Origin of the sequence: Alkalihalobacillus sp. FSL W8-0930 (genome assembly GCA_037965595.1) — a bacterium.
In the GTDB taxonomy this organism is placed as follows: domain Bacteria; phylum Bacillota; class Bacilli; order Bacillales; family Bacillaceae_D; genus Alkalicoccobacillus.
On sequence record CP150183.1, the window covers coordinates 2,349,678 to 2,375,504 of the forward strand.

General features: G+C 39.7%; 33 protein-coding genes and 1 tRNA gene. 7 read left to right on the plus strand and 27 right to left on the minus strand.

All coding sequences use genetic code 11. The features are described 5' to 3' along the window. Positions 1 to 13 precede the first annotated feature (13 nt). The 3 genes from NSQ54_12490 to NSQ54_12500 form a co-directional block, all read right to left on the minus strand. Entirely contained in the window at positions 14 to 622 is a 609-nt protein-coding gene (locus NSQ54_12490) for a DUF2812 domain-containing protein (GenBank protein ID WYP25144.1), read from the minus strand. Further along, positions 609 to 941 (minus strand): helix-turn-helix transcriptional regulator, encoded by a 333-nt coding sequence (locus NSQ54_12495; GenBank protein ID WYP25145.1) that lies wholly within the window; start codon positions 939 to 941, stop codon positions 609 to 611. The genes NSQ54_12490 and NSQ54_12495 overlap by 14 nt, the downstream gene beginning before the upstream one ends. Before the next feature lie 230 nt (positions 942 to 1,171). Further along, positions 1,172 to 1,708 carry a GNAT family protein gene (locus NSQ54_12500; protein WYP25146.1) on the minus strand — a complete coding sequence of 179 codons (537 nt, stop codon included), beginning with the start codon at positions 1,706 to 1,708 and terminating at the stop codon, positions 1,172 to 1,174. Between the two features lie 78 nt (positions 1,709 to 1,786). Here NSQ54_12500 and NSQ54_12505 point away from each other — a divergent pair, with 78 nt between their 5' ends. After that, positions 1,787 to 1,996 (plus strand): hypothetical protein, encoded by a 210-nt coding sequence (locus tag NSQ54_12505; protein WYP25147.1) that lies wholly within the window; start codon positions 1,787 to 1,789, stop codon positions 1,994 to 1,996. On the opposite strand, the gene NSQ54_12510 is transcribed toward NSQ54_12505, so the two are convergent. The 5 genes from NSQ54_12510 to NSQ54_12530 form a co-directional block, all read right to left on the minus strand. After that, positions 1,985 to 2,407: an NUDIX domain-containing protein gene (locus tag NSQ54_12510; protein ID WYP25148.1), complete on the minus strand. Its 423-nt coding sequence runs from the start codon at positions 2,405 to 2,407 to the stop codon at positions 1,985 to 1,987. The genes NSQ54_12505 and NSQ54_12510 overlap by 12 nt on opposite strands. After that, the gene (locus NSQ54_12515; protein ID WYP25149.1) at positions 2,404 to 3,279 is read right to left on the minus strand and encodes a serine/threonine protein kinase; all 876 of its coding nucleotides are present in this window, start codon (positions 3,277 to 3,279) and stop codon (positions 2,404 to 2,406) included. Before NSQ54_12515 ends, NSQ54_12510 begins: the two co-directional genes overlap by 4 nt. Positions 3,280 to 3,402: 123 nt before the next feature. Next, complete coding sequence (locus tag NSQ54_12520; protein ID WYP25150.1) at positions 3,403 to 4,191, minus strand: hypothetical protein; 789 nt, start codon at positions 4,189 to 4,191, stop codon at positions 3,403 to 3,405. Next, entirely contained in the window at positions 4,184 to 4,573 is a 390-nt protein-coding gene (locus NSQ54_12525) for an RNA polymerase sigma factor (GenBank protein ID WYP25151.1), read from the minus strand. The genes NSQ54_12520 and NSQ54_12525 overlap by 8 nt, the downstream gene beginning before the upstream one ends. Positions 4,574 to 4,876: 303 nt before the next feature. Next, the gene (locus NSQ54_12530; GenBank protein ID WYP25152.1) at positions 4,877 to 6,325 is read right to left on the minus strand and encodes a SulP family inorganic anion transporter; all 1,449 of its coding nucleotides are present in this window, start codon (positions 6,323 to 6,325) and stop codon (positions 4,877 to 4,879) included. 264 nt (positions 6,326 to 6,589) lie between these two features. On the opposite strand from NSQ54_12530, the gene NSQ54_12535 reads away from it, so the two are divergent. Continuing rightward, positions 6,590 to 6,724, plus strand: a complete 135-nt coding sequence (locus NSQ54_12535) for a hypothetical protein (GenBank protein ID WYP25153.1) — start codon at positions 6,590 to 6,592, stop codon at positions 6,722 to 6,724. Then, the gene (locus NSQ54_12540; protein WYP25154.1) at positions 6,721 to 7,164 is read left to right on the plus strand and encodes a hypothetical protein; all 444 of its coding nucleotides are present in this window, start codon (positions 6,721 to 6,723) and stop codon (positions 7,162 to 7,164) included. Before NSQ54_12535 ends, NSQ54_12540 begins: the two co-directional genes overlap by 4 nt. Positions 7,165 to 7,167: 3 nt before the next feature. On the opposite strand, the gene NSQ54_12545 is transcribed toward NSQ54_12540, so the two are convergent. From NSQ54_12545 to NSQ54_12575, 7 genes are all read right to left on the minus strand, one after another. Then, on the minus strand, positions 7,168 to 7,626 hold the full coding sequence (locus NSQ54_12545; GenBank protein ID WYP25155.1) for a DinB family protein: 459 nt from the start codon (positions 7,624 to 7,626) through the stop codon (positions 7,168 to 7,170). Positions 7,627 to 7,673: 47 nt separating this feature from the next. Then, positions 7,674 to 8,075 (minus strand): hypothetical protein, encoded by a 402-nt coding sequence (locus NSQ54_12550; GenBank protein ID WYP25156.1) that lies wholly within the window; start codon positions 8,073 to 8,075, stop codon positions 7,674 to 7,676. 50 nt (positions 8,076 to 8,125) lie between these two features. Next, positions 8,126 to 8,419 (minus strand): hypothetical protein, encoded by a 294-nt coding sequence (locus NSQ54_12555; GenBank protein ID WYP25157.1) that lies wholly within the window; start codon positions 8,417 to 8,419, stop codon positions 8,126 to 8,128. 82 nt (positions 8,420 to 8,501) lie between these two features. After that, positions 8,502 to 8,894, minus strand: a complete 393-nt coding sequence (locus NSQ54_12560) for a hypothetical protein (GenBank protein ID WYP25158.1) — start codon at positions 8,892 to 8,894, stop codon at positions 8,502 to 8,504. After that, entirely contained in the window at positions 8,894 to 9,100 is a 207-nt protein-coding gene (locus NSQ54_12565) for a helix-turn-helix transcriptional regulator (protein ID WYP25159.1), read from the minus strand. Before NSQ54_12565 ends, NSQ54_12560 begins: the two co-directional genes overlap by 1 nt. Before the next feature lie 75 nt (positions 9,101 to 9,175). Further along, positions 9,176 to 9,718, minus strand: coding sequence for a hypothetical protein (locus tag NSQ54_12570; GenBank protein ID WYP25160.1), 543 nt, complete (start codon positions 9,716 to 9,718; stop codon positions 9,176 to 9,178). Continuing rightward, positions 9,711 to 10,289, minus strand: a complete 579-nt coding sequence (locus NSQ54_12575; GenBank protein ID WYP25161.1) for a GNAT family N-acetyltransferase — start codon at positions 10,287 to 10,289, stop codon at positions 9,711 to 9,713. The genes NSQ54_12570 and NSQ54_12575 overlap by 8 nt, the downstream gene beginning before the upstream one ends. Before the next feature lie 74 nt (positions 10,290 to 10,363). On the opposite strand from NSQ54_12575, the gene NSQ54_12580 reads away from it, so the two are divergent. The 4 genes from NSQ54_12580 (at position 10,364) to NSQ54_12595 (ending at position 14,402) form a co-directional block, all read left to right on the plus strand. Beyond that, the gene (locus NSQ54_12580) at positions 10,364 to 11,431 is read left to right on the plus strand and encodes an acyltransferase family protein (protein ID WYP25162.1); all 1,068 of its coding nucleotides are present in this window, start codon (positions 10,364 to 10,366) and stop codon (positions 11,429 to 11,431) included. Between the two features lie 134 nt (positions 11,432 to 11,565). Beyond that, positions 11,566 to 12,357, plus strand: a complete 792-nt coding sequence (locus NSQ54_12585; protein WYP25163.1) for an NUDIX hydrolase — start codon at positions 11,566 to 11,568, stop codon at positions 12,355 to 12,357. 16 nt (positions 12,358 to 12,373) lie between these two features. Continuing rightward, positions 12,374 to 12,919 carry an isochorismatase family cysteine hydrolase gene (locus NSQ54_12590; GenBank protein ID WYP25164.1) on the plus strand — a complete coding sequence of 182 codons (546 nt, stop codon included), beginning with the start codon at positions 12,374 to 12,376 and terminating at the stop codon, positions 12,917 to 12,919. A gap of 25 nt (positions 12,920 to 12,944) precedes the next feature. After that, positions 12,945 to 14,402 (plus strand): nicotinate phosphoribosyltransferase, encoded by a 1,458-nt coding sequence (locus NSQ54_12595; protein ID WYP25165.1) that lies wholly within the window; start codon positions 12,945 to 12,947, stop codon positions 14,400 to 14,402. Positions 14,403 to 14,716: 314 nt separating this feature from the next. Here the strand turns inward: NSQ54_12595 and NSQ54_12600 are convergent, their stop codons facing one another. The 12 genes from NSQ54_12600 to NSQ54_12655 all read right to left on the minus strand — a co-directional run bounded on the left by NSQ54_12600 (position 14,717) and on the right by NSQ54_12655 (position 25,825). After that, positions 14,717 to 15,391, minus strand: a complete 675-nt coding sequence (locus tag NSQ54_12600; GenBank protein ID WYP25166.1) for a hypothetical protein — start codon at positions 15,389 to 15,391, stop codon at positions 14,717 to 14,719. A gap of 266 nt (positions 15,392 to 15,657) precedes the next feature. Then, positions 15,658 to 15,730 (minus strand) — tRNA-Val (locus tag NSQ54_12605). An 82-nt stretch (positions 15,731 to 15,812) separates the two neighbouring features. Next, positions 15,813 to 16,142: a YrhK family protein gene (locus tag NSQ54_12610; GenBank protein WYP25167.1), complete on the minus strand. Its 330-nt coding sequence runs from the start codon at positions 16,140 to 16,142 to the stop codon at positions 15,813 to 15,815. Positions 16,143 to 16,248: 106 nt separating this feature from the next. Then, a complete protein-coding gene (locus NSQ54_12615) occupies positions 16,249 to 17,400 on the minus strand; it encodes a S8 family peptidase (GenBank protein WYP25168.1) in 1,152 nt (383 codons plus the stop codon). Between the two features lie 148 nt (positions 17,401 to 17,548). Further along, complete coding sequence (locus NSQ54_12620; GenBank protein ID WYP25169.1) at positions 17,549 to 18,535, minus strand: LCP family protein; 987 nt, start codon at positions 18,533 to 18,535, stop codon at positions 17,549 to 17,551. Positions 18,536 to 18,742: 207 nt separating this feature from the next. Beyond that, on the minus strand, positions 18,743 to 19,015 hold the full coding sequence (locus NSQ54_12625; protein WYP25170.1) for a hypothetical protein: 273 nt from the start codon (positions 19,013 to 19,015) through the stop codon (positions 18,743 to 18,745). A 102-nt stretch (positions 19,016 to 19,117) separates the two neighbouring features. After that, the gene (gene fdhD, locus NSQ54_12630; GenBank protein ID WYP25171.1) at positions 19,118 to 19,909 is read right to left on the minus strand and encodes a formate dehydrogenase accessory sulfurtransferase FdhD; all 792 of its coding nucleotides are present in this window, start codon (positions 19,907 to 19,909) and stop codon (positions 19,118 to 19,120) included. Between the two features lie 38 nt (positions 19,910 to 19,947). Beyond that, entirely contained in the window at positions 19,948 to 20,595 is a 648-nt protein-coding gene (locus NSQ54_12635; GenBank protein ID WYP25172.1) for a DUF1641 domain-containing protein, read from the minus strand. Next, entirely contained in the window at positions 20,588 to 23,545 is a 2,958-nt protein-coding gene (gene fdhF, locus NSQ54_12640; protein ID WYP25173.1) for a formate dehydrogenase subunit alpha, read from the minus strand. The genes NSQ54_12635 and fdhF overlap by 8 nt, the downstream gene beginning before the upstream one ends. 127 nt (positions 23,546 to 23,672) lie before the next feature. Next, positions 23,673 to 24,167 (minus strand): MogA/MoaB family molybdenum cofactor biosynthesis protein, encoded by a 495-nt coding sequence (locus NSQ54_12645; protein WYP25174.1) that lies wholly within the window; start codon positions 24,165 to 24,167, stop codon positions 23,673 to 23,675. A gap of 21 nt (positions 24,168 to 24,188) precedes the next feature. Beyond that, positions 24,189 to 25,196, minus strand: a complete 1,008-nt coding sequence (gene moaA / locus NSQ54_12650; GenBank protein ID WYP25175.1) for a GTP 3',8-cyclase MoaA — start codon at positions 25,194 to 25,196, stop codon at positions 24,189 to 24,191. A 14-nt stretch (positions 25,197 to 25,210) separates the two neighbouring features. Further along, positions 25,211 to 25,825 (minus strand): molybdenum cofactor guanylyltransferase, encoded by a 615-nt coding sequence (locus NSQ54_12655; GenBank protein ID WYP25176.1) that lies wholly within the window; start codon positions 25,823 to 25,825, stop codon positions 25,211 to 25,213. Positions 25,826 to 25,827: the final 2 nt, after the last annotated feature.

The following is a 25,827-nucleotide window of genomic DNA, read 5'->3' on the forward strand; positions in this document are numbered from 1 at the left end:
TGAGCTTAACATCTCATGATATTGTCTCCTTTTCATATTGTTTCTTTGCCCGTAAGCCGTATAAACCACATAAGAGAATAGTAAGGATGAGGAAGTACACTGCCAACCCTCTCATTAAGGCAAACGGTGTTTCAAAAAGGAATGCAAACCAAAAGGAGCCGCCTTCCTTATCCCATAGTCCAGGTGTTAAATACCAATTGACAGGGTTAATATTTCTTGGAAGCATATCAGCCATATAAAAAATGAAAATCAAAGGAATGGAAATATAAAACTGAGTTAAGTATAAATCGGAAATGCGTTTATAGCGAGCAGCTTTTGATTGCTGATCAGAGAAAATATCTTCCGTAGCTCTCTCATCTATGCGTTCAAAATAGTGGTGACCGTTTCTTCTAGGACAAGGTAGCCTACTCCACCCACTATCTTCAAACATGATTTCGTAATCAATAAAATCGGCCTTACGTTTGAATTTACGATAATCAATTCTATAGGTTGTGTTTTTCGGTTCTCCCTTTTTAAATCGATAACCAAATGAACGATACATCAAGTGATATCCGCGATGCGCCATTTCATTTAACCATTGTTCTTCCTTCGTTAAATCAGTGAAAAATCTAAACCTCCTCATCTCTCTCCTCCTTTAACAACTGATCCGTCACTCGAAGCAACGTACGCATCCGTTCCTGTTCCAGAGCAAGAATTTCTCTTCCTTCATTTGTTATTTTATAGACTTTTCTACGTCTCCCTTTATCTGGGACAAGTTCAATAAACTTAAGTTTTACCAAATTTTCAAACGCTCCATACAACGTACCCGCTGCCATGCGCACTTGACCTTCACTTAACTCCTCCACACGCTGCATCACTAAATATCCATGCCGCGGTTCTAACAAAGAAAGCAAAATGTAATAAACCGTCTCTGTTAAAGGTAAATGTTTACTTCGTTTCATGCTACCTCCTATACAGTTCAACTGAATAGTTTGAGTATATACAGTTAAACTGTATACGTCAATGATCGAATTGAGAGTGTGGAGATGGATGAATTTTGTTTTCAGTTCGATGTATTGTCCATTTCTCCGATGTATTTTGCTCTCTTCCCGATGTAATTCTAACTCTCGTCTACATAACCGCACCCGAATTCCAATTTCAACCCAAAAAAAGACGCAACAATTGCTACGTCCTACTCCCACTCGTCCTTTAACAATCCATATAAAATTCGATCATGGAAGGTATTGTTTATCCTCTCGTCTCGTCTGATTATTCCTTCCTGAGTAAAGCCTAATTTCATTGGGATTGCCTGGCTTTTTGTGTTTATGGTGGCGACCTTGATTTCGGTTTTCTGTAGGTTCAATTCGTCAAATGCCACACGAATAAGCTGGGTGCAGGCATTTGTCATGAGCCCCTTTCCGACGAATTCTTCTCCGAGCCAATACCCCATTTCCGTTCGCCGCGTCGTGTAATCAATATACAACAAGCCAATGGATCCGACGAGTTTTCCTTCATACCAGATCCCAGACCAATAACCATTGTTTGTTTCACTTCGTTTTAATGATTTTTCAATAAATGCGACTGTGTCTGAGACAGAATGTGTGTAGGTAGGAAACGTAAGCCAAGCACTAAGGCTTTCGCGACTTTTATCAATTAGTTGAAAAAGTTCCTCAGCGTGATGCAGCTCTAACCGTTTCACTACACTTCTTTTATCTGTGTCTAATTTCATCCTTTATTTCCCTCCTTCTATTGAATCGTACAAACGACCCTTTTATACTTGAGTTAACAAGAAGTAGGAGGTAAGCCAATGAAAGCAACAAACATACTTTTTTTCATCATTGCACTTATGTATTTAGGTATCATCGCTACAGTAACAGGTTCATTCCCTCCTCTTACACATGATCAACTAATGACGATTGCAAGCGCCTTGTTTCTAGCTGCACTTGGTGTACAATTCGTTTTATTAGCTAAAAAGAAAAGTACAAAAAGACAATCATCAACCGAATTAAAACGCTAGCTCTCCGTGAAAGGTGTAAGGAATTCCTTGATCCAAAAATCGCTCGATCCCTCCGTAATGAGGGATTTTTTGATTTGCTTCTTCTAGACTAATCCACCTTGCCTGCTCAATCGTTGCGACATCATGAATGTGAATAATATCCGAAGTCGACATTAGCGTCGCGTTAAACGTGGTGAGAATCGCATGGTGCTCTTTGATATACATTTCATTTATACTTACAACATTGTTCACTTCGACTGATAATCCGGTTTCTTCATACACCTCGCGGACGCAAGCTTCATGTAGCGTCTCATTCCCTTCTACCCGGCCACCCGGTAACGACCAGGTGGGATGATTCTTGTTTTTAACAAGTAAGACTTGATCACTTTGTTTGTTGTAAACAAACACATAGACTACTTGAATCCGTTTCATAGACTCTCCTCCAGTGCTTGATTCCAAGATGTTATAAACGATTGAACCGTAGAATAACGTTCATCTTTGTTTTCAGAAACCGCCTTGCATGCGACCTTCCAAAGTGCGGAGCTTGCCTCCCATTTTTCAATTGAGCGATCAAGTTCGCCTCCAAGTAAACAAAATGCCGTTGCTCCAAGTCTAAAGACGTTCGTTCGTTTGTCGATCAAAGCACTTTGTTCAAATTCCTCCGGTGACATAAATCGTTTAGAGCCAAACATTCGCCCCATTTCATTGTGAAGAGGACCTAACTCATAATAATCAATGTCACAAATGGTTGTTCGATCATTCGTAAAATCGTAGAGAATACTTCCATCATAAAAATCAATGGCGATGTATTCTTGTTCTTCCACTAACTCGTGAAATGTGAAGATGCTAGAGAGTGCGTTTAAACGTTTTTGTACAGGTAGTTGTTTGAAACGATAAAAAGGAGAATCTGGATGCTCATATTTTTCAGGCGGAGGATAGGACCAATGAGGATGCAGGCACTCACCCTCCTGCCAATCAAACACAACCGCGTATCCATGCTCTAACTCGAAGTGATCTTGAAGTGTAACGAGATGCTTATGGGCTAATGTCTTATAAAGGGGAACGGCTTGTTTTAAACGAGCAATTGCATTCCTTGGTTCTCCGTCAAAATGAATTGTTTTTGCACCTGCATATTTAATAAATTGTTTGCGCCCGTTTCTCATGACACCAAAGCAAATATTACCTGAATCCTGCTGATCAAATACGTGACATACCGTTCCTAGCGCTTGCAACCAGCTAAAATCATGCTTCTCCTTCAATTGAAAAGATACTTCATCGATTTGTATCGTCAAACCTTGACTCATCCAGTCACTCCTTCACACTGTTTATATGGTTCATTTTACCAAAAATAAGTGGCATGAAACTAGTCTTAAAGATAAATAAAGACCTCACCCACCAAACATATGGAGAGGGAAGTCTGTAAGACCTTATTCATCTTTAATATCATCAAGATTAACTGGGGTGTAATCACTTCTTTTGTAATTCCCAGTAGATTTAACCATCTCTTTAAGATGATCCATGTCAATGGGAGTATTCGTTACATGATAATAGTTTTCACCCCATTGTAACATTCGTGTTTCATACAAACTAAGCATAATCGGTGAGTCACGATTGTTCTTATAAAATGTAATGAGAACGCCATTTTCTTTTGAGACATCTCCATCCCATTCGGAATCACGCATTTTTTTAATCGAGTACTGACTTAGAAAATCAATGAATTCATCTGCGTCAGTAGCGTCCTTTGTTTCGTAAACTTCATCCGAGGATAACTCAATAATCATCGATTCAAAGTTTGCTGAATGGTAATCAAACAAACTGTCTAGCGGTTTCTCTTTATTCTCATTTATCACATTCACAGAGAAGATCGCAACAGGAATTAGGATTAATAATGTACTGAAAATGATAAAGCTCGTTTGATTTCGCAGGACTCTAATCAGTAAATAACTTGAAAGTTTTTCAGATACGAATGCTGTTAAAGGGATAACGCCTAGAAGATAAACGAAAATCGTTGTTAACGTGCTTATAAGTCCCGTTTTCCAAGGGATATAATAGTAATAGATGGCTCCGTATACATACGTATTGATAATCAAGAAAAGCACTAAAAAAGTGTAAAATAGAAATTTCCCTTTTGCTTGATTAATGCCAACGATACTTCTCTCACTAAGCTCTTTAGGGACGTTAATTTTATTTATTTCATCTTTTATGTTATTACTCATTAAAATCACCTCTTTCTGCATTCTTTCTAAGTTTTTCTAACGCACGATAGAGAATGGTTTTTACAGTGCCTAGTGATAAATCAAGTACATTTGAAATTTCGGAAAGTGTTAAGTCTTGATAAAAACGTAAGACAACCACACTTTTTTCAGACTCATTCAACACATCTAATAAGTCCTTTAAAGTCATTCCTAAGTCTATGTCTTCGTCTAGATGATCAGGAACGTACTCTTTCGCGTAATCTTCAAAGAGGACCTCCACATTTTTCTTTCTAAGTAAATCAATTGAGACATTTATGAAAATTCTAAGTAACCACGTTTTAAAATAGGTAGGCTCCTTTGCTTGAAATCCGTTTAAAGGAACGGTATGCCGTTTCTTGAACAACTTCCAGGGCATCCTCTTCGTTTTTCATATAAATAAAGGCCATTTTATAAATGTCCACCTCATATGTTTGAAAACATTCCAAAAAAGCCTTTGAATTCCCTCTTCGTGCTTTTTTGACTAAATTCACATTCAAGAACGTTGCACCTCCTACGTTCGTTCACTATACATTAGACGTAACAGTCGGCTATTTGGCTTTCATTATTTAAAAATTTATTTTTATCATACCATTTTATGTAATTGAACATGTTCAAAAAACCAGACTCAGAAATAAACATCTGAGTCTGGTTTTAGTCATACTAGCTATTATCCATTTGTGATACGTCCAAGTGATTTAAGCAGTGTTGCACTTTTTTTGTTTAAGCCTTGATAGTTTACTTGAATTTCATTTGCGGTAAACATCGCTTCTAACCGATCAAGAGCACCAACAGCAGAATCATCCCAAATTTGAGAATGCGTGAGATCAATAACAACCTCATTCACTTGTTCTTCTGTGTCAAATTGCTTTAAGAAAGGCGTAACTGAAGCAAAAAATAAAGGTCCTTCTACCTGGTAGATGCGTATGTTTGTATCCTGATCCAAACGTTTGGTTACGTGGATTTTGGAGATTTTTGATGCAAAAAAGATCATGCTAAGTAGGACACCAGACAATACTCCGTATGCTAAATTGTGCGTTATAAGCACAACCGCTACCGTTACAACCAACACAACCGCATCCGTTCGAGGCAGTTTGTGCAACGTGCGAAGCGAACTCCAATCAAAAGAACTAATGGCAACCATAATCATGACTCCAGTTAAGGCAGCCATCGGAATTTGAACAACCAGATTGCCTAAAGCAACAATCATAAACATAAGAAATGCACCCGCCACAAACGTAGACAGCCTACCTCTACCACCAGACTTCACATTAATCATAGATTGGCCAATCATCGCGCATCCAGCCATTCCACCAAAGAATCCTGCCACAATATTAGCCATTCCCTGACCGCGGCTTTCTTTGTTTTTATTACTTGGTGTATCCGTCATATCATCTAAGATATTTGCGGTTAGCAGCGATTCAAGTAACCCAACAATCGCAAGCGCAAAGGAATAAGGGAAAATGATCCATAACGTCTCAAGATTTAACGGGACATTTGGCAAAATAAAAGTGGGCAAACTTTGCGTTAACGTACCCATATCTCCTACATTTCGAACATCAATATTTAGTGATAAAACAATAATCGTTACAACGACGATTGCTACAAGCGTTGAAGGTACAGCTTTTGTTACATAGGGAAATAGATACACAATTGCAAGCGTCACAGCTACGAGTACATACATGACCCATGTTTCCCCGATAAAGTGTTGAATTTGAGCCGTGAAAATTAAAATGGCTAATGAATTGACGAAGCCGGTCATCACCGTACGTGGGACGAATTGCATCAGCTTCGCAAATTTACAGATTCCAAAAATAATTTGAATGACCCCGGTCAAAATTGTCGCAGCCAACATATACTCGATCCCATGTGACGAAACTAAATTGACCATCACTAGTGCCATCGCACCTGTTGCTGCAGAGATCATTCCCGTCCTGCCACCGACAAATGAAATAACAACCGCGATACAAAACGATGCATACAACCCTACCATTGGGTCAACCCCAGCAATAATTGAAAAAGCAATGGCTTCCGGGATCAAGGCTAAGGCGACAACAATCCCTGATAAGATGTCTCCTTTTACATTGCCAAACCATTGTTCTTTTAAGCTTCCAACCATATCTAACCTCTCTCTTTCTTTTCATTTTACCGACCCTCGAGTCTCACGAAAGTCAATGAAATTTGAAAGAGAGTTTCCTTCTTCTCCGATTTTTACACAAGGTCTATTATAGGGCTTCTTTCGATTTGCGCAAGATCTTTTTATTTATTGAGGTATTGACATCATTTGGATAAAAGAGGTATGAATAAGCTAACACTAGAAAAGTCGGCATCATCCTACTAGAATCATTTAACAATAAGAATGCAATCGAAAAGAGGAAATCTATTGATCTCAGTTCAAGTAAATCAGCTAGCTGAAGAAGATAAAGGGATTGCGGAAATACATGGACCCTATCGTTGCTTTTCCATCTATCCGAATTCAGAGGATTATGTAACTGCAACAAGAGATGTATTCCAATGAAACTTATCTTTGCATTTTACGAGGGTTTAGAAAAAGAATACAGCGAGTGGTTTCAAAAGAGGAATATTTCTTTTAAGCTATTTTATTCGGTGATTGATGAGAAAAAAGGTAAGACTACGTATAAATCTCCCTTAATAGAAGCTACAATCATGAATGCTCAAGACTTCTTATCAGTGCTCCATTTCACCTTTTGGCTCCCTATGCAAAATGAGTTTTTTGTCCTTTCACTTAACGGAGAGGTTTCATTTGAAGAGAGATCTCCTTATTCGGACAGTAAAAGAAAACAGCTTGTTCCGATCTTGGACATGCTACCTAACAACACATATATAACTATTGCTCATGACGCACAAGGGATTTTTCTTTTATCAAATCATGAGAGCTATCAGTCAACTACTGCACTCAAAAACTCCCTTCCTCCTTGTATTACGGTTGAAACATAAATGTTATAGCACTCGTCCAACTACATATGCAGGCACTGGCGTAAATCCCAGCTGCCTTGCCCATACGGAAAGCTGACCAATGTGATGAATTTCATGCACAACGATATGGTGAATAATCTCATTTTCTGTGTAAGTTTCAGCCTCCCACGGAACGTTGATTCTTTTTTCTAACTGTCGTTCAAAAGATGCGTCTAACCATTTCTCATTTTCTTTTCGCAGTTGTTCTGACAAAGAAATGACCTTCTCTAGCGATGCATAATCCTCATATACATAAACAATATATTCTTTGCCTTGAATTCCACGTATCCAGCTATGCTCAACTTCAACAATATGAAATAGAGTATACAATATACTCCTGGCACCGCCACCTAACTCTTTTTTTAATAGATGTCGGGGAATTTGATCACACCATTCAAACCATTCATCACGAACCTGCCAGTTATAATTGAACAATATTTTCATGTGATCATTCCTTCCTATTTAAAATTGAAGTCACATTGAAAGGAGGACTATTCAGTCTCTTCCTCAAAGTAAATCGTCTCTTCTCCCTCACTCCAAGTGATCATTAACCCAAAGTTTCCTCCGTTCGCATAGGCACCCTCTAGTCCGTAGTTCCCATACCTTTTGTAAAAAACCCCGTCATCGTTCGGAGAAACATCACCATATGTGTCAGGAATATTGTATTGTTTTATCGTCCTTACTTCTATCGTCTCTGGCTCCGCGCCTTCTCCTTGATATGTAAGCTCTACGTGTGCATCTTCATAAGTTGGCTCAATTGTAGGTTCTAACACAAGAAGAATCTCCCCAGTCCAACTTTCTGATTCTCCACTAAAGTAGCGATCATCAAGATCAGCACTGCCACAAGCAAATAAAAAGATCGTAAGCAAGATTACTAGAAATGACCACTTCATCGCTTCCCTCCTCTATTAATAATAGATTAATTTCATTCAAAAAAGAGGTTTCAATTGAAACCTCTCCCCTTCTTGTTCATGTTTTTTGAGTGTGGTAATAAAATGATCATTAATGGGATAACAGCTAGAAAGATCATGGTAAATCCAAGAATTGAATAAGGATTTGTGATATTTTCTTGGACAATTAACCCATAATAGATAAACCCAATCGCAGCAAATTCCATCATTAAAATTGGAATAAATTTAGTGATTAGAGGTAGATCTTTTTTACTAAGCATTAACGCTACCACGGTTACGCTTGCAACAAGAATGATAGCTAAACTAATAGGAACTAAAAAATCCAAATGATTCAACCCCTTCATATGATTTTATGCAAGCGACATAGCCTATAAACAATTTTTTAATCTTATACCCATTTTAGTGCAATTAATAACGTTTAGAAAAGAATACAAATAAAAGAAAAACTGTACAAATAATTAAAGCAGTAAACATTCCTAATAGTTGTAGTGCAGTAAGATGAATCAGTTCGGTATAGAGCAAGGTCATAAGTATAAGAGAGTATCCCATATTAAAGAAATAACTAGTAGAAAAGGCTTTTTGCTTAATTAGTTTTACCCGCTCATCGTTCACAATAAATTGAGGCACAAGATAAGCATTAGCAGCACACACTACCGCCATCGAAATAATCAAAAATTCATGCCCGTCTATCTTGCCATCAAGCGACACACTTAAGACGATTAACCCTACTCCAAGAATTAAAAAGAAAACAGAACTAAGTATAAAAAATACTCTGTACGACCTCACATTCATTTCATTCATCATTTCTCCTCCTCTTCGTCAAGATGAAATACGTCCTCTACGGTCGAGTGGAAACATCTCGCTATTTGAATGGCAAGTGGTAATGAAGGATGATACTTTCCCTTTTCAATAGAGATAATGGTTTGCCTTGAAACGCCTAGCTTTTGTGCTAGTGCTTCCTGAGACCATAGGTGTTTTTTTCGCAGCTCTTTGATTGAATTTTTCATACACTAGCCTCCTATCGCCGATTATAAAGTAAAGCACCCTTTACGTAAAGGGTACTTTACTTATATCTAGTCTGCTTACTCATTTTCTTCATCTTCTTCATGAACATCATCTGGCATTCGTTCGACAAACAATCCCCTACTCTCCATTCTACGTTTAAACGAGTGGATGGGTTCGTCCGAGTATAGATACATGTAATAATCGAAGCCAAACGACACCATCATGCACTCTTCCATCTCCAACTGTGCCCATAATAGCTCTCGTAAAATTAATTTGGCGAACGACTCGATTTCAGGAATAGATAATTGATCTTTATCTTTTACACTTGAAAAAAGCCTCTTCATCTCTGGTGTTGTACGTGAGTCAAAGTGTTGCACAAAATCTTCATACCTCTCTAGTTTCGTTACTCGAAGCGATTCGATTGAGTGCAGCTTCATAAATTGCACAATGGCCTCGACATAGAGTTGCTCGATATGTACATATTCTTCTTCAGATAATAACCCTGACTTCCCTTGTTTTTCCCCTATATCATTGTATGAAATCCATTCCTCTTGATCTGTATAAATCCCATATTGATCACGGTTCGCTGGATTATACTTGGTTACTCGATACTTATTCATTCATATTCTCCTTTAAATCAAGGACCATCATATCCTCATCTGCATATGTTTCATTGGTTCGTTTTAAAGCACGCTTATCTACTCCATAACATCTAAATCCAAGAGACTCATATAGCCTTTTTGCTCGATCATTAGTAGAAACGACCGTTAAGTAAATTTGTTCAATTCCCTGCTTCTTTCTGGCAAACGTGATGGCATATTGAAGTAATTCTCTACCCATTCCTTTTCCTTGGTGATCGGGTTGAACGTACATCGCCACAAGCGTAGCTCGGTGCTTTAATTTCTGTTTCTGTTCAAATAGTAAAGTCACTACTCCTATTAAATCTTCAGAGTGGAACACTCCAAGTGTTGTCGCTCCTTCTGCCTTTAACCGTAACTGAAATACTTCAGCAGAAACTTGTTGTTCTTCTTCAAAACTTGTTGCGAATGATTCTGGTGATTTATTTAAAGCTTCTAACCGAATGTTTCTGTAGTTGTTTGCATCTTGATCGATTAATGGGCGATACTTCAACATCTTGCCACTACCTTCCTTTACAAATTCTTCACACAAACCCTCTTGTTTTAAGCGCATAAGCCCCTCATGATTAATTGTATATGAAGATTTCATTGCGTTCAGTAAAATACGACAACTAGAGGATGAGGATTATGAACATAACCAAAACCTACTATCATTCAATTGATGTCTTCAGGTTCATCTGTGCGATCTTCGTCGTTACCGTACACATCACTTCTCACATTCCAAGTCATGACATTGCGACTTGGACTAACTACTATAGCTATCGATACCTTCTAGATATCGGGAGTCCATTCTTTTTTATGGCTGCAGGATTTATCCTCTTTCACAAAAGTTCTGATCAAGGGCCATCTTATCTCATCACATATGGAAAGAAGATTCTTTCCTATTTTATCGTATTCTCCCTATTCTATATGATGGCAAGAGTCATTGTTGAAGCAATTAGCGCACTCGCACTAAGTGAGTCTGTGACAGAAGCGATTCGCGCTCAACTTAGTCAGTGGAGTGCATTAAATGCCCTGAATGGATCGATTGGTTCCTTCCAGCTTTACTTTCTTGTTCTCTTACTCTATTCAGCGCTAGCCTTGTATGGATTACTTCGCTTACGCATGCACCCGCTCGGTATATTTGCAGTAGCCATAGCTCTGTACGGGCTTGAAAATATAGGATTCTTTGATTCTATTCAGCTGTTTCAATATAAAAGCTTTGCATTTGGTTTCCTTTATGTTGTGCTTGGTTACACATTAAGCTATACGAAAGATCATATAAGCTACCGAGCTCCGTGGCTTTATACGCTTCTTTTTGCAGCTGCTTACGTTGCAAATTATTATTACCAGTTAGGGCTTGCTTGGATCCTGCTACCTTTATTTACATTTTCATTAGGCTCACTATGTGTTCAGTATCCGAATTTAGGTAAAGGTACAATTCTAACAAAGCTTTCCTCCTATTCATTAGCTATTTATATTTTGCATATCTTTGTTGAACTTCTTGTGTTAAAAGGTGTTCAACTGGCCGGGTGGACAACTTACTATACGAGTCCGCTCTATTACGTAGGAACAATTATTTTATGTATCGTCCTACCGATCTTTATTTTTCAGCCTATTTATCGCAGCGCCTTATGGATAAAGGAAAAATGGTTGTTTACTACTAAAATGAAGACGAGTAAAAAAGAAGCGTATCAGCAAGAACAACTTGGTTAATGATCGAGAAAGATTCGATACAGCTTATCGCTTATCGGATCTTTTTTCATTTCATCCTTGCTTTTAGATCAGGGAATAAGATATACTATTTACTATTAACAAATCGTTAATAGTATTTTGCGCAGGAGGTTTGAATGTCTACAAATCATCAAGCTCTTAAACAGTATGATCGCAACAAGTACCGAACTCCTGATGGATATACATCTGATATTGCTGTATTCACTATAGTCTCAACGGAACAACTTGCATATAAGCCTCCTAAAATGGAGCTTGCTCTCATGTTGATTCAGCGGGCTGCAACCAATGCAGAAGGCGATGCAAACATTGAAGCGAACAAATGGGCCTTGCCTGGTGGCTTTGTTCAAGAATCAGAGACGGCATTTGAAGCAGCAAAACGAGAACTCCATGAGGAAACAAACATTCGAGATATTCATCTAAAGCATTTTGGGGTATATGATCAACCAGGACGTGATCCCCGGGGATGGATTATCTCTAATGCTCATTATGCCATCGTTTCAGAGAACAAGGTCTCCATGCGAAAAGCAAATGATGATGCGGCCGAGGTGCAACTTTTCTCCATGGCTGAAGTGCAAAAGCTCTCTCAAGAGTCAAAATTAGCTTTTGATCATGATGAGATCATTCAAGCAGCAATTCAGCAAATAAAAATGGACTTGTTACAAACGACTGTAGCAAAAGAATTTTTACCGGATACCTTTACCTTTTCTGAGTTACAAGCAGTGCTACTTACTGTAACGGACGATCCTGCAATTACAAGCAACCAGTCATTTATTAGGAAAATTAAATCATTGCCTTTTCTTGAAGCCGTTCCTGGACAAACAACACAACGTACATCAAAGACCCCTACTCAGCTTTACACCTTTGTTGAAATGGACGTGCTTAAACCCATTTACACGGCCAAATATTAATGATGGAGGGATTTCTATGAAAGCTTTGCTAAATATCGATTATACATTTGATTTTGTTGATACAGATGGATTACTGACATGTGGAAAGCCTGGTCAAGACATTGAACAGAAGATCACAACTATTACCAATGAGTTTATAACGAATAACTACTATGTTGTATTTGCTGTTGATTTACATAAAGAAAAGGACCCACTACATCCTGAATCTTCACTTTTTCCTCCTCATAACATCGAAGGGACAAAAGGACGAGAGCTCTACGGGAAATTAAATGATGTGTATCAATCAACTAAACATGAAGACAATGTATATTGGATGGATAAAACAAGATACAGTGCCTTTGCTGGTACGGATCTCGAACTACGATTACGCGAACGCCAAATTACAGAGCTCCACTTAGTGGGAGTGTGTACGGATATATGTATCCTGCATACAGCCGTTGATGCCTACAACAAAGGATTTAAAATCGTCATTCATGAACACGCTGTTGCAAGCTTTAACGCTGCAGGACATACATGGGCACTTGAACATTTTAGGGGATCACTTGGCGCAACCATTGTATAAATGAGAACTTTAGGAGGTTTCATATATGAGCACAACCTATGCTGACGATAGCTTAATGCTTCACACAGACTTGTATCAAATTAACATGGCACAGACCTATTGGAAGGACGGCCTTGAAGATAAAAAAGCGGTATTTGAGCTTTATTTTCGTAAGCTCCCCTTTGGAAATGGATATGCCATTTTCGCTGGACTTGAACGTGTCATCGAATTCTTAAATCAGTTTCAGTTTACAGAAAGTGACATTGAGTACCTTCGTGAGCTCGGGTACGAGGAAGCCTATCTCAATTTCTTAGCCAACTTAACATTTACGGGTACAGTTAAAGGAATGAAAGAAGGAGAATTGGTATTTGGCAACGAACCTATTTTGCGGATCGAAGCCCCGCTCATTCAAGCACAATTAATAGAAACTCCTTTGTTAAACATTGTGAATTACCAAACATTAATTGCAACTAAAGCGGCAAGGATTAAACAATTGATTGGTAGCGATATTGCAATGGAATTTGGAACACGCCGTGCCCAGGAAATGGACGCAGCCATATGGGGAACAAGAGCCGCATATCTTGCTGGGTTTGATGCGACTTCAAACGTACGTGCCGGCAAAAAATTTGGAATTCCTGTGGCTGGAACGCATGCCCACTCATTGGTTCAGGCGTACCGCGACGAATATACGGCCTTCAAAAAATATGCAGCATCACACAGAGATTGTACATTTTTAGTGGATACTTACGACACACTAAAATCCGGTGTTCCTAATGCAATCAAAGTGGCAGATGAAGATAAAGACAATATTACATTTAAGGCCATTCGACTTGATAGTGGTGACCTTGCTTACCTCTCCAAAAAAGCGAGAAAAATGCTAGATGAGGCCGGTTACCATGACACAAAGATTGCCGCATCAAATGATCTAGATGAAAAAACAATCATGAACCTGAAATCACAAGGTGCCGAGATCAACATTTGGGGAATTGGCACAAAGCTAATTACAGCCTACGATCAACCTGCTCTTGGTGCCGTGTATAAGCTCGTATCAATTGAAGAAGATGGTAAAATGGTCGACACCATTAAAATTAGTGCCAATCCAGAAAAAGTCTCTACACCTGGTCTGAAGCGCGTGTTCCGTATCATCAATACACTTACACGTAAGTCTGAGGGTGACTATATTGTGATGGAATCAGAAGAACCCAACTCAGAAGAGACACTCATTATGTTCCACCCGGTTCATACCTACGTAAAAAAAGCGATCCGAACATTCGAAGCCATTGAGCTACACCAACCCATTTTTGTAAACGGCAAATGTGTCTACAAATTGCCAAGTCTAGCTGAAATCCGTTCATTTGTAGAAACAAACCTCGAGCTTCTATGGGATGAATACAAACGCCTGCATATGCCAGAAGAATATCCAGTCGATTTGAGCCAAGCATGCTGGGATAATAAAATGAAGCGAATTGCCGAAGTGAAGGAAAAGGTTGCAAGTCGGAAGTAGACATGAGAAAGTGGGCGGGACATAACATTAATGTAGCAGGCAAAACACGAAAATAGCACAATATCCGCTACAGGAGAATCCCTCGCACCCACAAGGACGGCCTCAGCCCCTCCCGCGGGAAAAGCGCCGCTACAGTGTCTTCACCGCGTCCTATTCCGCAGGAGTCTCGGGTTCTCCTTTCGCTCGTCTTACTAAAAGTACAAACAACACAAATGACGAATGATTCGATGGTAGAATTATTCGTCATTTTTCATTAGTTTCTAGTTATGTCCAGCCCTCTTTTTGATAGAGTTAAATGCGAGGAACGATGTATATTATCTTTTCTCTAATGCAATGAGTTCTCGTATGACGTTACCATTTTGTTCAGATTTAATTAAGCCAACCCCTTCAGCATAATACCCTGTAAAACCAAAATCTGTTTCGATTGTTATCACATTAGAAAACGTACCTGCCCCTGTTTGTATTGTGTCATTAACACTAGTAACTTTTCTAGTGCCATCTCCTTCATAACCAAGTTCCCATTCTTGCTCTAGAGTGATAGGATACTGGATATCAATTTCGTAGTTAGAGTTCGGCCAACCTGTATAGACCCCTTCTTCATCTTCCCTATGCAAAAATTCAGTTTCTCCGTTCGTCCAAACTTCCCATTCAGAATCCTGATCCCATTGAGAAACATATAAAATATTCGTTTTTTCAATTCCATTTTCATAAATATATACTTTGCTCTTATCCTGTTTATATGATCCTTTTACCTCTTCTGAATTATCGATATCAGATTCCGAATCCTCTTCTATATTTGTATTATCTGAAGTAATATTCGTTTCAGTCTCAATTGAAGTTTCTGGTTCAGGTTCTTTTTCTGTTTCAGACTTATACTTTTCCTCAGGCTCATCGACCGAAGAGTGAATAGTAGTTTTTTGATCGTTAATACACGCGGTTAAAGCTAACAAACAAACGAAAAATAGTATTGTAAGTAATTTCAGTTTCATATTTCCCCCTCTTTTTCTAATATATTGTACTAGATTCAGTTTATCTATTAATGTATAGGCTTGCAAGAGTCATGAAAATATAGGCACTTATCCCTACAAAGAATTTATCTATATATACTTTTATAACACTCTACTTGGGAAAACCGTTTGAGAATGGTAACGATATACTATAAAAGCGCCACTTTATTGCCACTTACTTCTAAAGAATCTTTAAAAAATAGCACCTTTCCCAATACGGAAAGATGCTATCAATCAAATTACTATGATGACCCGTATTGGGCTCGAACCAATGACCTCCACCCTGTCAAGGTGGCGCTCTCCCAGCTGAGCTAACGGATCCTGTATGTACGTTCTTGCGACATCTATTAATATACCTTTATTTATGTTATAAGTCAATAGGATAGCTATCAGCCAGCTCTATTTAAGTAGAGCTGGCTGTTTCTTGTTCTTCGTTCCCTTGACGTTTTGAAGGATTGTAGTTGCTTGAGTGCTTCATCTCATCTCTTAATGTAGTATCATGCATGATACGCAAAACTGGACGGCTTGCTAGAAGTAAACTACCACATAAGTATAGGGAATTTCCTACCGTTTGGAGAGCTGTGAAGAAGTTTAGTATACTTCCTACTACAAAAAAGAAACCGATTAATAGATCATTTACTGTTGTGATGAGTCGATAGCGTTTCCGGAAATAAATTCGAAATCGCCCTGCTCGCATGTCAATGTAGTCACTTTTTTCTTCTTTGGAGATCATCTGTATCACCTATTTATGATTTTTTATTTTTCTAGTTCCCTTCTTTTGTGTACCTAAACGTCAAAAAAGAAGTGACGTGTTCGCCACTTCTTTGTAGATTAACCTTTTAGCGCGTTGCTGCATCTGCATTAACTAGTCCACTACCAAATTGAGATGAGTTCCCTAGATTCGTCGCAGTATTTTTCAAATGATTACGAATTTGAGTCGCATTCCAAGATGGATTTTTTTGTTTAACAAGCGCAGCTACTCCAGCAACATGAGGTGTAGCCATTGATGTTCCAGGCATACTAGCATAGCTATTATTTAGGTATGTGCTTTGAATTCCAACACCAGGTGCAACAATATCAATTCCTGTGCCATATTGAGAAAAGCTCGCACGTCTGTTGTTTTGGTCAGTCGCTCCTACAGCCATTGCGTTTGCATAACGAGCTGGGTAGCCAATGGAACCAGTACCATTGTTACCAGTAGCTGCAATGACCAGAACTCCACGGCTTGTCGCGTAGTTAACTGCACGCTCTAATGTAGTGCTAGGTGCATCACTACCGAGACTCATGTTTGCAATATGCATGTTATTCGCTGCAGCCCACTCTAGACCTTGAGCAATCCCACTCACGCTTCCTCTACCATTTGCTCCTAGTACCTTTACAGCGTATAGGTCAGCACTTGGTGCCACACCGATCACACCAATTGAATTATTAAGAGCGGCCACTGTTCCAGCAACGTGAGTACCATGACCATTTAGATCAGCCGTTGTTGACTCTCCTGGTACAAAGCTTGCTCCCCCACGAATGGTTAAATCACTATGCTGAGCTATACCTGTATCAAGTATAGCGACTTTTACTCCAGATCCTGTTATTCCACGATTATGCACAGTGGGAGCTTGTACACGTGTAATACCCCATGGTACGGTTTGTTGTATCGATAGTTCAAAGTCTTCTTCGATATAAGAAATACCTTCTTCCTCACTTAACGCATCTACATCTTCCGGATCTAATTCTACAGATAACACATCAATATAATCATATTCATCAATAATGTCTACATCAATATCTAACGTATCCTCTACTAAACTTTGTTCTTCAACAGAAAACACGCCTACTTGGTCAACTTCCTCCGTGAAGGCTTCAAGCTCTGCTTCTTCTTCAAATCCTATTAAGTACTTTACCTTTTCTTCTGCTGCCGATGCAGAATCTGTCACTGCTACTAGAGCTGTCACACATACAAGCCCTATCACTAGCTTTCCTACTCTTCTTTTCATATAGCCGCCTCCTTTTGTTTGGACCAGTTCACCTGGTAATGATAGAGTAGCATGAAACGTTCGCCTTGATTATTGGGAAATCGACAGCCTCTTTTATCTAACAAAAAAGCCTTGCTTCAAGAAAGAAGCAAGGCTTTGATCTGTTTCGTTATTGTGGCACTGTTGAAGATTGTTGTAATCCTAAGTGCTCTTTTAATTGGTTTTGTATATTTGCAAGAGAAGTTTCATCCACACGAACATAGCTAACACCATCTGTCCCTCTAAATGGCTCTCCTTCAAGCTGAACTTGTTCAATATCAGAAATCGAACCAGCATATCCATGAAGTGCGACAAGATTTGCAAAAGTTAGATCGGTACGTAATGTATTACCTAAGCTATCAAATACACGTCCAAAATTATCAATGCTTTGGAACGATGCGGCTTTATCAATAATCGCTGCCATCACTTGTGCCTGTCGTTGGCCGCGACCAAAGTCGCCACCACTATTAGCACTTTTCCGTTCTCTTGTATAAGCCAGAGCATGTTCCCCGTCTAGCTCAGCAGGACCTTCTGTAAAGTTTAAAGTCTTACCACCTTCTGTAAAGTCAAACGTATACTTCACATCTACATCCACACCATCTAACGCATCAACAATATCCTTAAAACCATCGAATTTAACTGTAGCATAGTAATCAATCGGTATCTCTAAGAAATTCTCAACTGTTGCAACAGTCATATCAATTCCACCAAAAGCATTTGCATGGTTAATCTTATCTTGTGTGCCCCGTCCAACAATCTCCACATAGGAGTCACGTGGAATACTCGTTAAAATAATTGAACGATCTGTCCGGTTAAACGTTGCGACTAGCATCGCATCTGTACGGGCATGGTCTTCACCTGGACGTGCATCATCTCCGAGTAGTAATACAGAGAAATTATGTTTTCCAACATCAACAGCTTCCGTACGAAGCTCGGATTTTTCACCACGATCTAATGTTTCGTGGAATTCTTTTTCTGCACCCATCGCTTTAACATATAAATAGGTTGCTCCACCTAAGACAACAAATAATACTAAAGTTGTTAACAATAGGAGTATTTTAAGGACTCGCCTTGACTTTTTCTTTCCCCGCCTTTGCTTTCGCGAACTTGTTTCCATATTCAAACCTCACTTTTTTTACTTCTAACCATATTGTTCATACAATCGCATTCATTTAATTTTAATATTGTTCATTATTACCATTCAATCATCATACATGATAACTTTCTAAACATAAAGATAATATCATAAATCTACACAAATCTACAACAATCTATTTACGAAGTAGACTTAGATTAAGAGACTCGGATTCAATGACTAATGCACTCATACCAAGTGCTGAACGTGTTTGGTGCCACTCTCCAGATTTCCAGAAAACGGCATCGCCAACTTGTATCGGAAGTTCTTTTCCAGCGCTTTCAGCAACGCCACTTCCTGATGAACAATAGCTTGATGAGAACCAATAATTCCGTTTGTTTCTAATTGAATTAAACCTATGCGTGTTTCGGAGGTTGTACGACAGATTCGCGTAAGAAACGCACTAGAATCAAACTCTGTCAGTGGTTTTCTTAATTCTTCACATACATGGATTCGCTCCATCGATTCCACACCACCCGTTACAAGTCTTAAAGGCTATCATACCAAACGACCATTCATGAAGAAAGGGTATTTGTCAGAAAATGAACGAAACGAATAGCCAAGCTATCCGATTCGTTCTGGACAAGTGTACACATTAAATGATTGATTTCGAATAAATCCAACAGTTGTTATTCCCAATTGCTCTGCTAGCTCGATAGCTCTTTCAGTTGGCGCTGATTTCGATAACAATACCTCACAACCGATTTTTGCAGCTTTTAATAAAATTTCCGAAGAGATTCGGCCACTAAACACTAAAAAAGTTCCGGTTAATGAAATTTGATTCCTAACACAATATCCATAAAGCTTATCTAATGCATTGTGCCTGCCGATATCCATTCGATTGATAAGCATACCCTGAGAGTTACATAAGGCTGTGTTATGGACGCCCCCTGTTTGCTTAAATGTGTCAGCACTGTCTTGAAGCTGATTCATAAAAGTCATACAGTCATCAGGCGTCAGGTGAACGGTATGCTTTTTCATTTGTTTTGTTAAAAGTGCATCCTGCGCAAATACAAAGCCTTCTCTACTGCCTCCGCAACAGGAGGTAACATAGCGCTTTTGTTTGAGATCAGAAAACAATGGATTTACACGATCTGATTCAACATAAGCAAACCCTTGCTTCCAATCTATTCGCATACGCAAGATATCAGAATAGTGCCGGATGATTCCTTCAGATAAGAGATAGCCTACAACGAGATCTTCGATATGGTCAGGAGTACAAACCATCGTTACAAGCTCCGTCCCATTCACTTTAATTGTAAGCGCATATTCTGATACAATCAGATCCCGCACATGTTCTGGCTTCCCCTCTGTATATCGGACAATCGTTCGTGATGCTGTAATAGCTGGCTCCATTCAATTAACCCTACTTTCGTACACGATAAGGCTACCTTTTATTTTTTTGTAGCGGTGAACACAAGTGTAGCAATGGAAAAACCCGCAACAGCCGCTGCCCATTTCCAGCTGCCGGAACCTGTTTTATTTTTGCTCTGGTTCGAGCGATTAGATTGCTCCGATTCCTCATCGCTCACTTGTTGTTTTGGACGTTTGGTGTTTCGTTCCTTATGATCTTGATCTTCTCCGAGACCTTTCATAAACGCAACGCCAACGTGAAGGGCTTGACGAAATTCAGGATCCATTATCGCTTTTGCTAGACTAAGCGCATGCGGTTGTTCTCCGTTTTTCTCAAAGTCTGCCACACGTGCGATCCCTTGGTTTATCTTTAATACAAGAGGCTCAAGCTGCTCTACATTCAACCGGCCAAGCACACCTGCCATAAGCAGCATGTTTTTTAAAGAGCTGGCCGTTTCCGGGTTGTCTATCGTCCTCATTAGAATGTCTAACACCTTATCGCCTTCGCTAAACAACGCAGTCAGCATAGGCAAGATCCTACGATCCTGCATATGCTGTATAATTTCAAACGTTTCGGAAATTGCATCTTTATGTTGAACTAAAAGCTGTTGAATCTCCTGAAGCTCCTGTTCCCTTAATTCTTCATCACTAATGGAACGGCGCTTAATTGTTGTGGTTGCTTTAGCCATGTTGGTTCGACTCCTTCTTCACGACATCTCCAGGGAAGGTATAGTCCTTCCTTCTCCATTTTCGCTCTACTTCTACCCCGCGCTGCGGATTAGGGTTTCCGTATCGATGGTTGACCCTTGGAAGCGGTGATTCCCCTTTTTCTCTTAAGATCTCAAGCTTAGCCGAAACCTCTTTATAGGCTGGAGTATCCGTGTCCTTATCTGCATGGCTGCTTGTTAAATAGTTAATGGCACCTTCGCCGGAATCATTTAAAGGCAAGTAGACTTCTTTGCCCTTTACGCGATCCGTCACCAAACACTCAACTTTCACATGACCATATGGGCTTGTAAGTCGAACTAGGGTACCGTCACTTAAGCCTCGTTCTTCTGCTAGCTCTGGAGATACTTCTAAGAACACGTTTGGTGTTTTAGACTTAATTCCCTTCGAACGATACGTCATATTACCTTCGTGGAAATGTTCAAGCAACCGTCCATTATTCACATGAAGATCATATTCGTCATCATAGGTTAATGGCTCTGTCCAATCTACCGGGAAAAGTCTTGCTTTACCATCAGGGAATGGGAATTCATCCAAGAATAAAACTGGCTGATCCGTTCCATCGGCGGCTACTGGCCATTGCAAACTGTTGTATCCTTCCAATCGATCATAACTGACCCCAGCAAATAAAGGTGCAAGAGATGCTGCTTCCTCCATAATTTCACTTGGATGAGTATATGTCCACCCTGCGCCAAGTGAGTTGGCGATGTGTTGAATGATCTGCCAATCTGGTTTGGAATCCCCCATTGGTTCAAGCGCTTGATACAATCGTTGGAAACGTCTTTCTGTATTTGTGAACGTTCCTTCTTTTTCGAGGCTTGGACTAGCCGGTAAGACAACATCTGCAAACTGAGCCGTTTTTGATAAGAAGATGTCCTGGACAATAAAGAAGTCTAGCTTTTCAAAGGCAGAGTGAACATAATTCAGGTTAGAATCTACCAGACCCATATCCTCGCCCTTTAAGTACATCATCTTTAAATTGCCTTCGTGAATAGCTTCAATCATTTCATGATTGTTTAGACCTGGTTCCTTAGGGATCGATACGCCCCATTTCTTTTCATACTTAGCTCGAACCGCATCATCTGTTACTTTTTCATATCCAGGGAAACGATCTGGCATACTCCCGAAGTCACTTGCTCCTTGAACATTGTTATGTCCTCTTAGGGGATAGCTTCCTGCTCCAGGCTTTCCGTAGTTACCAGTAATTAATAGCAAATTTGAAATCGCTGTACTTGTGTCGCTACCACCAAGATGCTGTGTTACACCCATCGCCCATAAAATACAAACCGTTTTAGCACGCGCAATTTCCTCTGCCATGTGTATGAGTGTTTCCTGGGAAATGCCCGTAACTTTTTCAGCATACTCAAGTGTAAAAGGCTCTAAATGCTCAATATACTCCTCAAGATGATTCACACGTCGTTCTAAGAAGTCTTGATCCTGCCAGCCTTGATCAACAATGTATTTTGTAATGGCTGACAGCCATACCAAATCGCTTCCTTGCGCGGGCTGAACAAACAGATCTGCTCGTTCTGCCATTTCATGCTTACGTAGATCAGCTACAAACAGGGTTTGGCCTTTTAGCTTTTGAGAACGTTTTACACGTGTAGCAAGAACAGGATGAGATTCTGCAGTATTTGTACCAATTGCTAGCACAAGATCAGACTGCTCAATATCTGTTATTGAGCCAGAATCGCCACCATAACCAACGGTTCTAAACAGCCCCATTGTTGCTGGAGTTTGACAGTATCTAGAGCAATTATCTATATTATTTGTACCAATTACACCTCGGCCTAGCTTCTGCATCAAGTATGATTCTTCATTCGTACATTTAGAAGAACTGATGAAAGCCATGGATTCTGGTCCATGCTCTTCTTTAATATGTGTCATTTTTGATTGGATCAACTCAAGTGCTTCTTCCCACTCCGCTTCACGGAAATGATCTCCTTCTCGAATAAGGGGCTTCGTCAGACGTTCTTCGCTATTTACAAAGTCCCAGCCGAATTTCCCCTTTATACAGGTTGAGATTCCATTAGCCGGCGCTTCTGCCTGCGGTTCTACCTTTAATATTTTTCGATCCTTAGTCCATACATCAAAGCTGCATCCCACTCCACAATAGGTACAAACGGTTTTTGTTTTTTCAATATGTTCATCACGCATTGCCGCTTCCATATCCGAAATGGCCAAGATAGATCCGTATCCTGTTTCCACATTCTTAGTTGTCTCAATCATCGGACGCAGGGTGTTCTTAGCGATCGCTGTTAAGAAGCCAGCTTCTCCCTCCATCCCTGTTTCCATCATGGCATTACAAGGACAAACAGTTGAACAGTGACCACACGAAACACAGGAAGATTCATTAATTGGAGAATCCTTATCCCAAATCACACGCGGCTTCTCTCGTTCCCAGTCAATGGAAAGGGTCTCCGTCACCTGAACATTCTGACAGGCTTCCACACAACGACCACACAAGATACATTGATCAGGATCATAACGATAAAAAGGGTTGGAACGATCGACTTCATATGGTTTTTCGGTAAATGGAACACTTTGATGATTAATCTTCATTTCTTTAACTGTATTATGTACTTCACACCCACCATTATTAAAATCACAGACGGTACAATACAACTCATGATTAACAAGTATTTTGTCCATTGCCATCGCCTGTGCTTTTTTTACATCGGTTGTTTCAGTTTGAACTCTGTCTCCACTTTGTAATGTTGTAGAACACGACCTCACATACTCACCATTTACTTGAATAATGCACGTATCACATGTTTCAATGGCTCCAAGACTTGGATGATAACAAACCGTTGGCACTTCGACTTCATTTGCCTGCAAACATTCTAGAACTGTTTGTCCTTCTGATGCCTGTATCAACTGATCATTCACTTGAATGCTAATATGCTTCGACATCTGTACAACCCCTTTTTACACTCATTAACATAGTAAAATATGCCTTTTACCAATTTACCCTTGTCAATAAATGTTCAAACCAAGTTGTATCCGCTTACATTTATGTGAGTCAGGATTTCTCCCAACATTATTTCTTAATTTCTTTTACGACATGACTAATTTGTGGGAGGATGAGATTCTCCATCGCTACCTTTACTGCGCCTGTTGAGCCAGGCATAGAAAAAATCGCGGTACCACGAGCTGTTCCAGCTATTGCTCTTGAAAGCATGGCTGCTGAACCGATATCATGCGCATAGCTTACATACCGAAATAATTCACCAAACCCAGGTAATTCTTTCTCAAGTGTTGCTTCAACAACTTCGTAAGTTACGTCGCGTTTAGAAATACCGGTACCTCCATTTAAAAGGATCACTTCTACCTTTGATTGGTCTAACCCTTTATGAATTGCTGTTTTAATAACAGATTGATCATCTGTAACGATCTGATAGTCAATCACTTGATGACCAGCGCTTTGTAGCATGTCTTTAATCGTGTGGCCACTCTTATCTGTTTCAGCTGTACGGGTATCACTTACCGTAATTACACAACAAGTGACTGGCTGTTTAGCGATATGCTCTGACATCTTTTCACTCCCTCTATCCACTTATCCTCCGATATAGGACATCTCTATTTTAGGTCGATTGGCTGCTGCTTCCTCTGTTCGCTCATCGGAATAGCGGTCCTTGCGCGTTTGCCATACTTCTGTTAAAAGGTTTTCCAGTCCGTCATTTGATGTTTCTCTTACAAGCTGTTTGAGATCATGACCTTTTGAAGCAAATAAACACGTATAAAGCTTTCCATCTACAGATACTCTTGCTCTTGTACAAGATTGGCAAAAAGAGTGTGAAACCGATGAGATGACCCCAACTTCTCCTGGGCTATCTATAAATCCATACCGCGAAGCCACTTCACCATAATAAGCAGCCTCAATTGGTTTTACTCCAAAATGCGAGTCTAACAGATTAATAATTTCAGCTTTTGTCACAACCGAATCGAACTTCCATCCATTTGTACAGCCAACATCCATGAACTCAATATAGCGAAGCGTCACATCTTTATCCTTAAAATAGGCAGCCATCGGAATAATTTGATGATCATTTACTCCTTTTTGAACGACCATATTAATTTTCACACCAAGTCCGGCTGACTGTGCAGCTTTTATTCCCTTAAGTACTGGTTTGATTCCCACTGATCGTCCGTTCATTTTCTTAAAGACATCTTCATCAATTGCATCCAGGCTAACATTCACACGTTTAAGTCCTGCTTTTTTTAATGCTTCTGCATGCTTAGGTAGAAAGACCGCATTTGTGGTAAGGGCTACATCTTTTATGCCTGAAACGGTGGTAAGCCTTTCTATTAAAACGGGTAAGTCACGACGAAGAAGAGGTTCTCCTCCCGTGATTCGGACCTTCTCCACTCCAAGCGAAGCTGCCACTTCTACGACCTTCACGATTTCATCAAACGTTAGGTATTCTTCCTTGGGTAAGAATGCGTAATCGGGTCCGAATATTTCTTGTGGCATACAGTAAGAACACCTAAAATTACACTGGTCTGTAACAGAAATGCGAATATCCCGAAGCGGTCGTCCTAACGTATCTTTTACGGAAGCCATTTTCTCACTCCTTCCTAACCATTCAATCCTTGCTTGAGCAATTGCTCATAGGTCGATCTGTCATTTACATTTTGAAAGGCTGCAGGTGAAACAGATAGATCTTCCTCTGACCACTGCTTTGTTTTTACCTTTTGAAGCAAATCCGACATGCGGTAGTGCTTGTTTACTAATTGATGATAGATAAGCTCCTTGCACGATGCATGGTAAAGAGCTGAAAGTGGTTGAATTCGTCCTTCTATCAATGGAATATGCGCATCATAGCCCTTATTCTTCGTACACTTGATTAATTGTTTAATAGTGTATGCATCCATAAGTGGCATATCAACAGCAAGCACCATATACCATTCTGCTTGTATCGCATTCATTGCTGAATACATTCCGGCGAGAGGTCCACACCCTGCGAATTCAGATTCATCTTCTAACACAGCAGTGCTTTTATTTACGATTATTTCCTCTTTTAATTCCGGTTTCACCACGATCGTCACCTGATTAACATAAGGCTCTATCATTGAAATGGCCCCTTGATAAAAGGGTTGTCCATTAAATTCAGCCAGAGCTTTTTGTCCATAGAATCTTGATGATGCACCTCCAGCTAAAATGACCCCTGCATAGGAATCAGATGTATCCATCA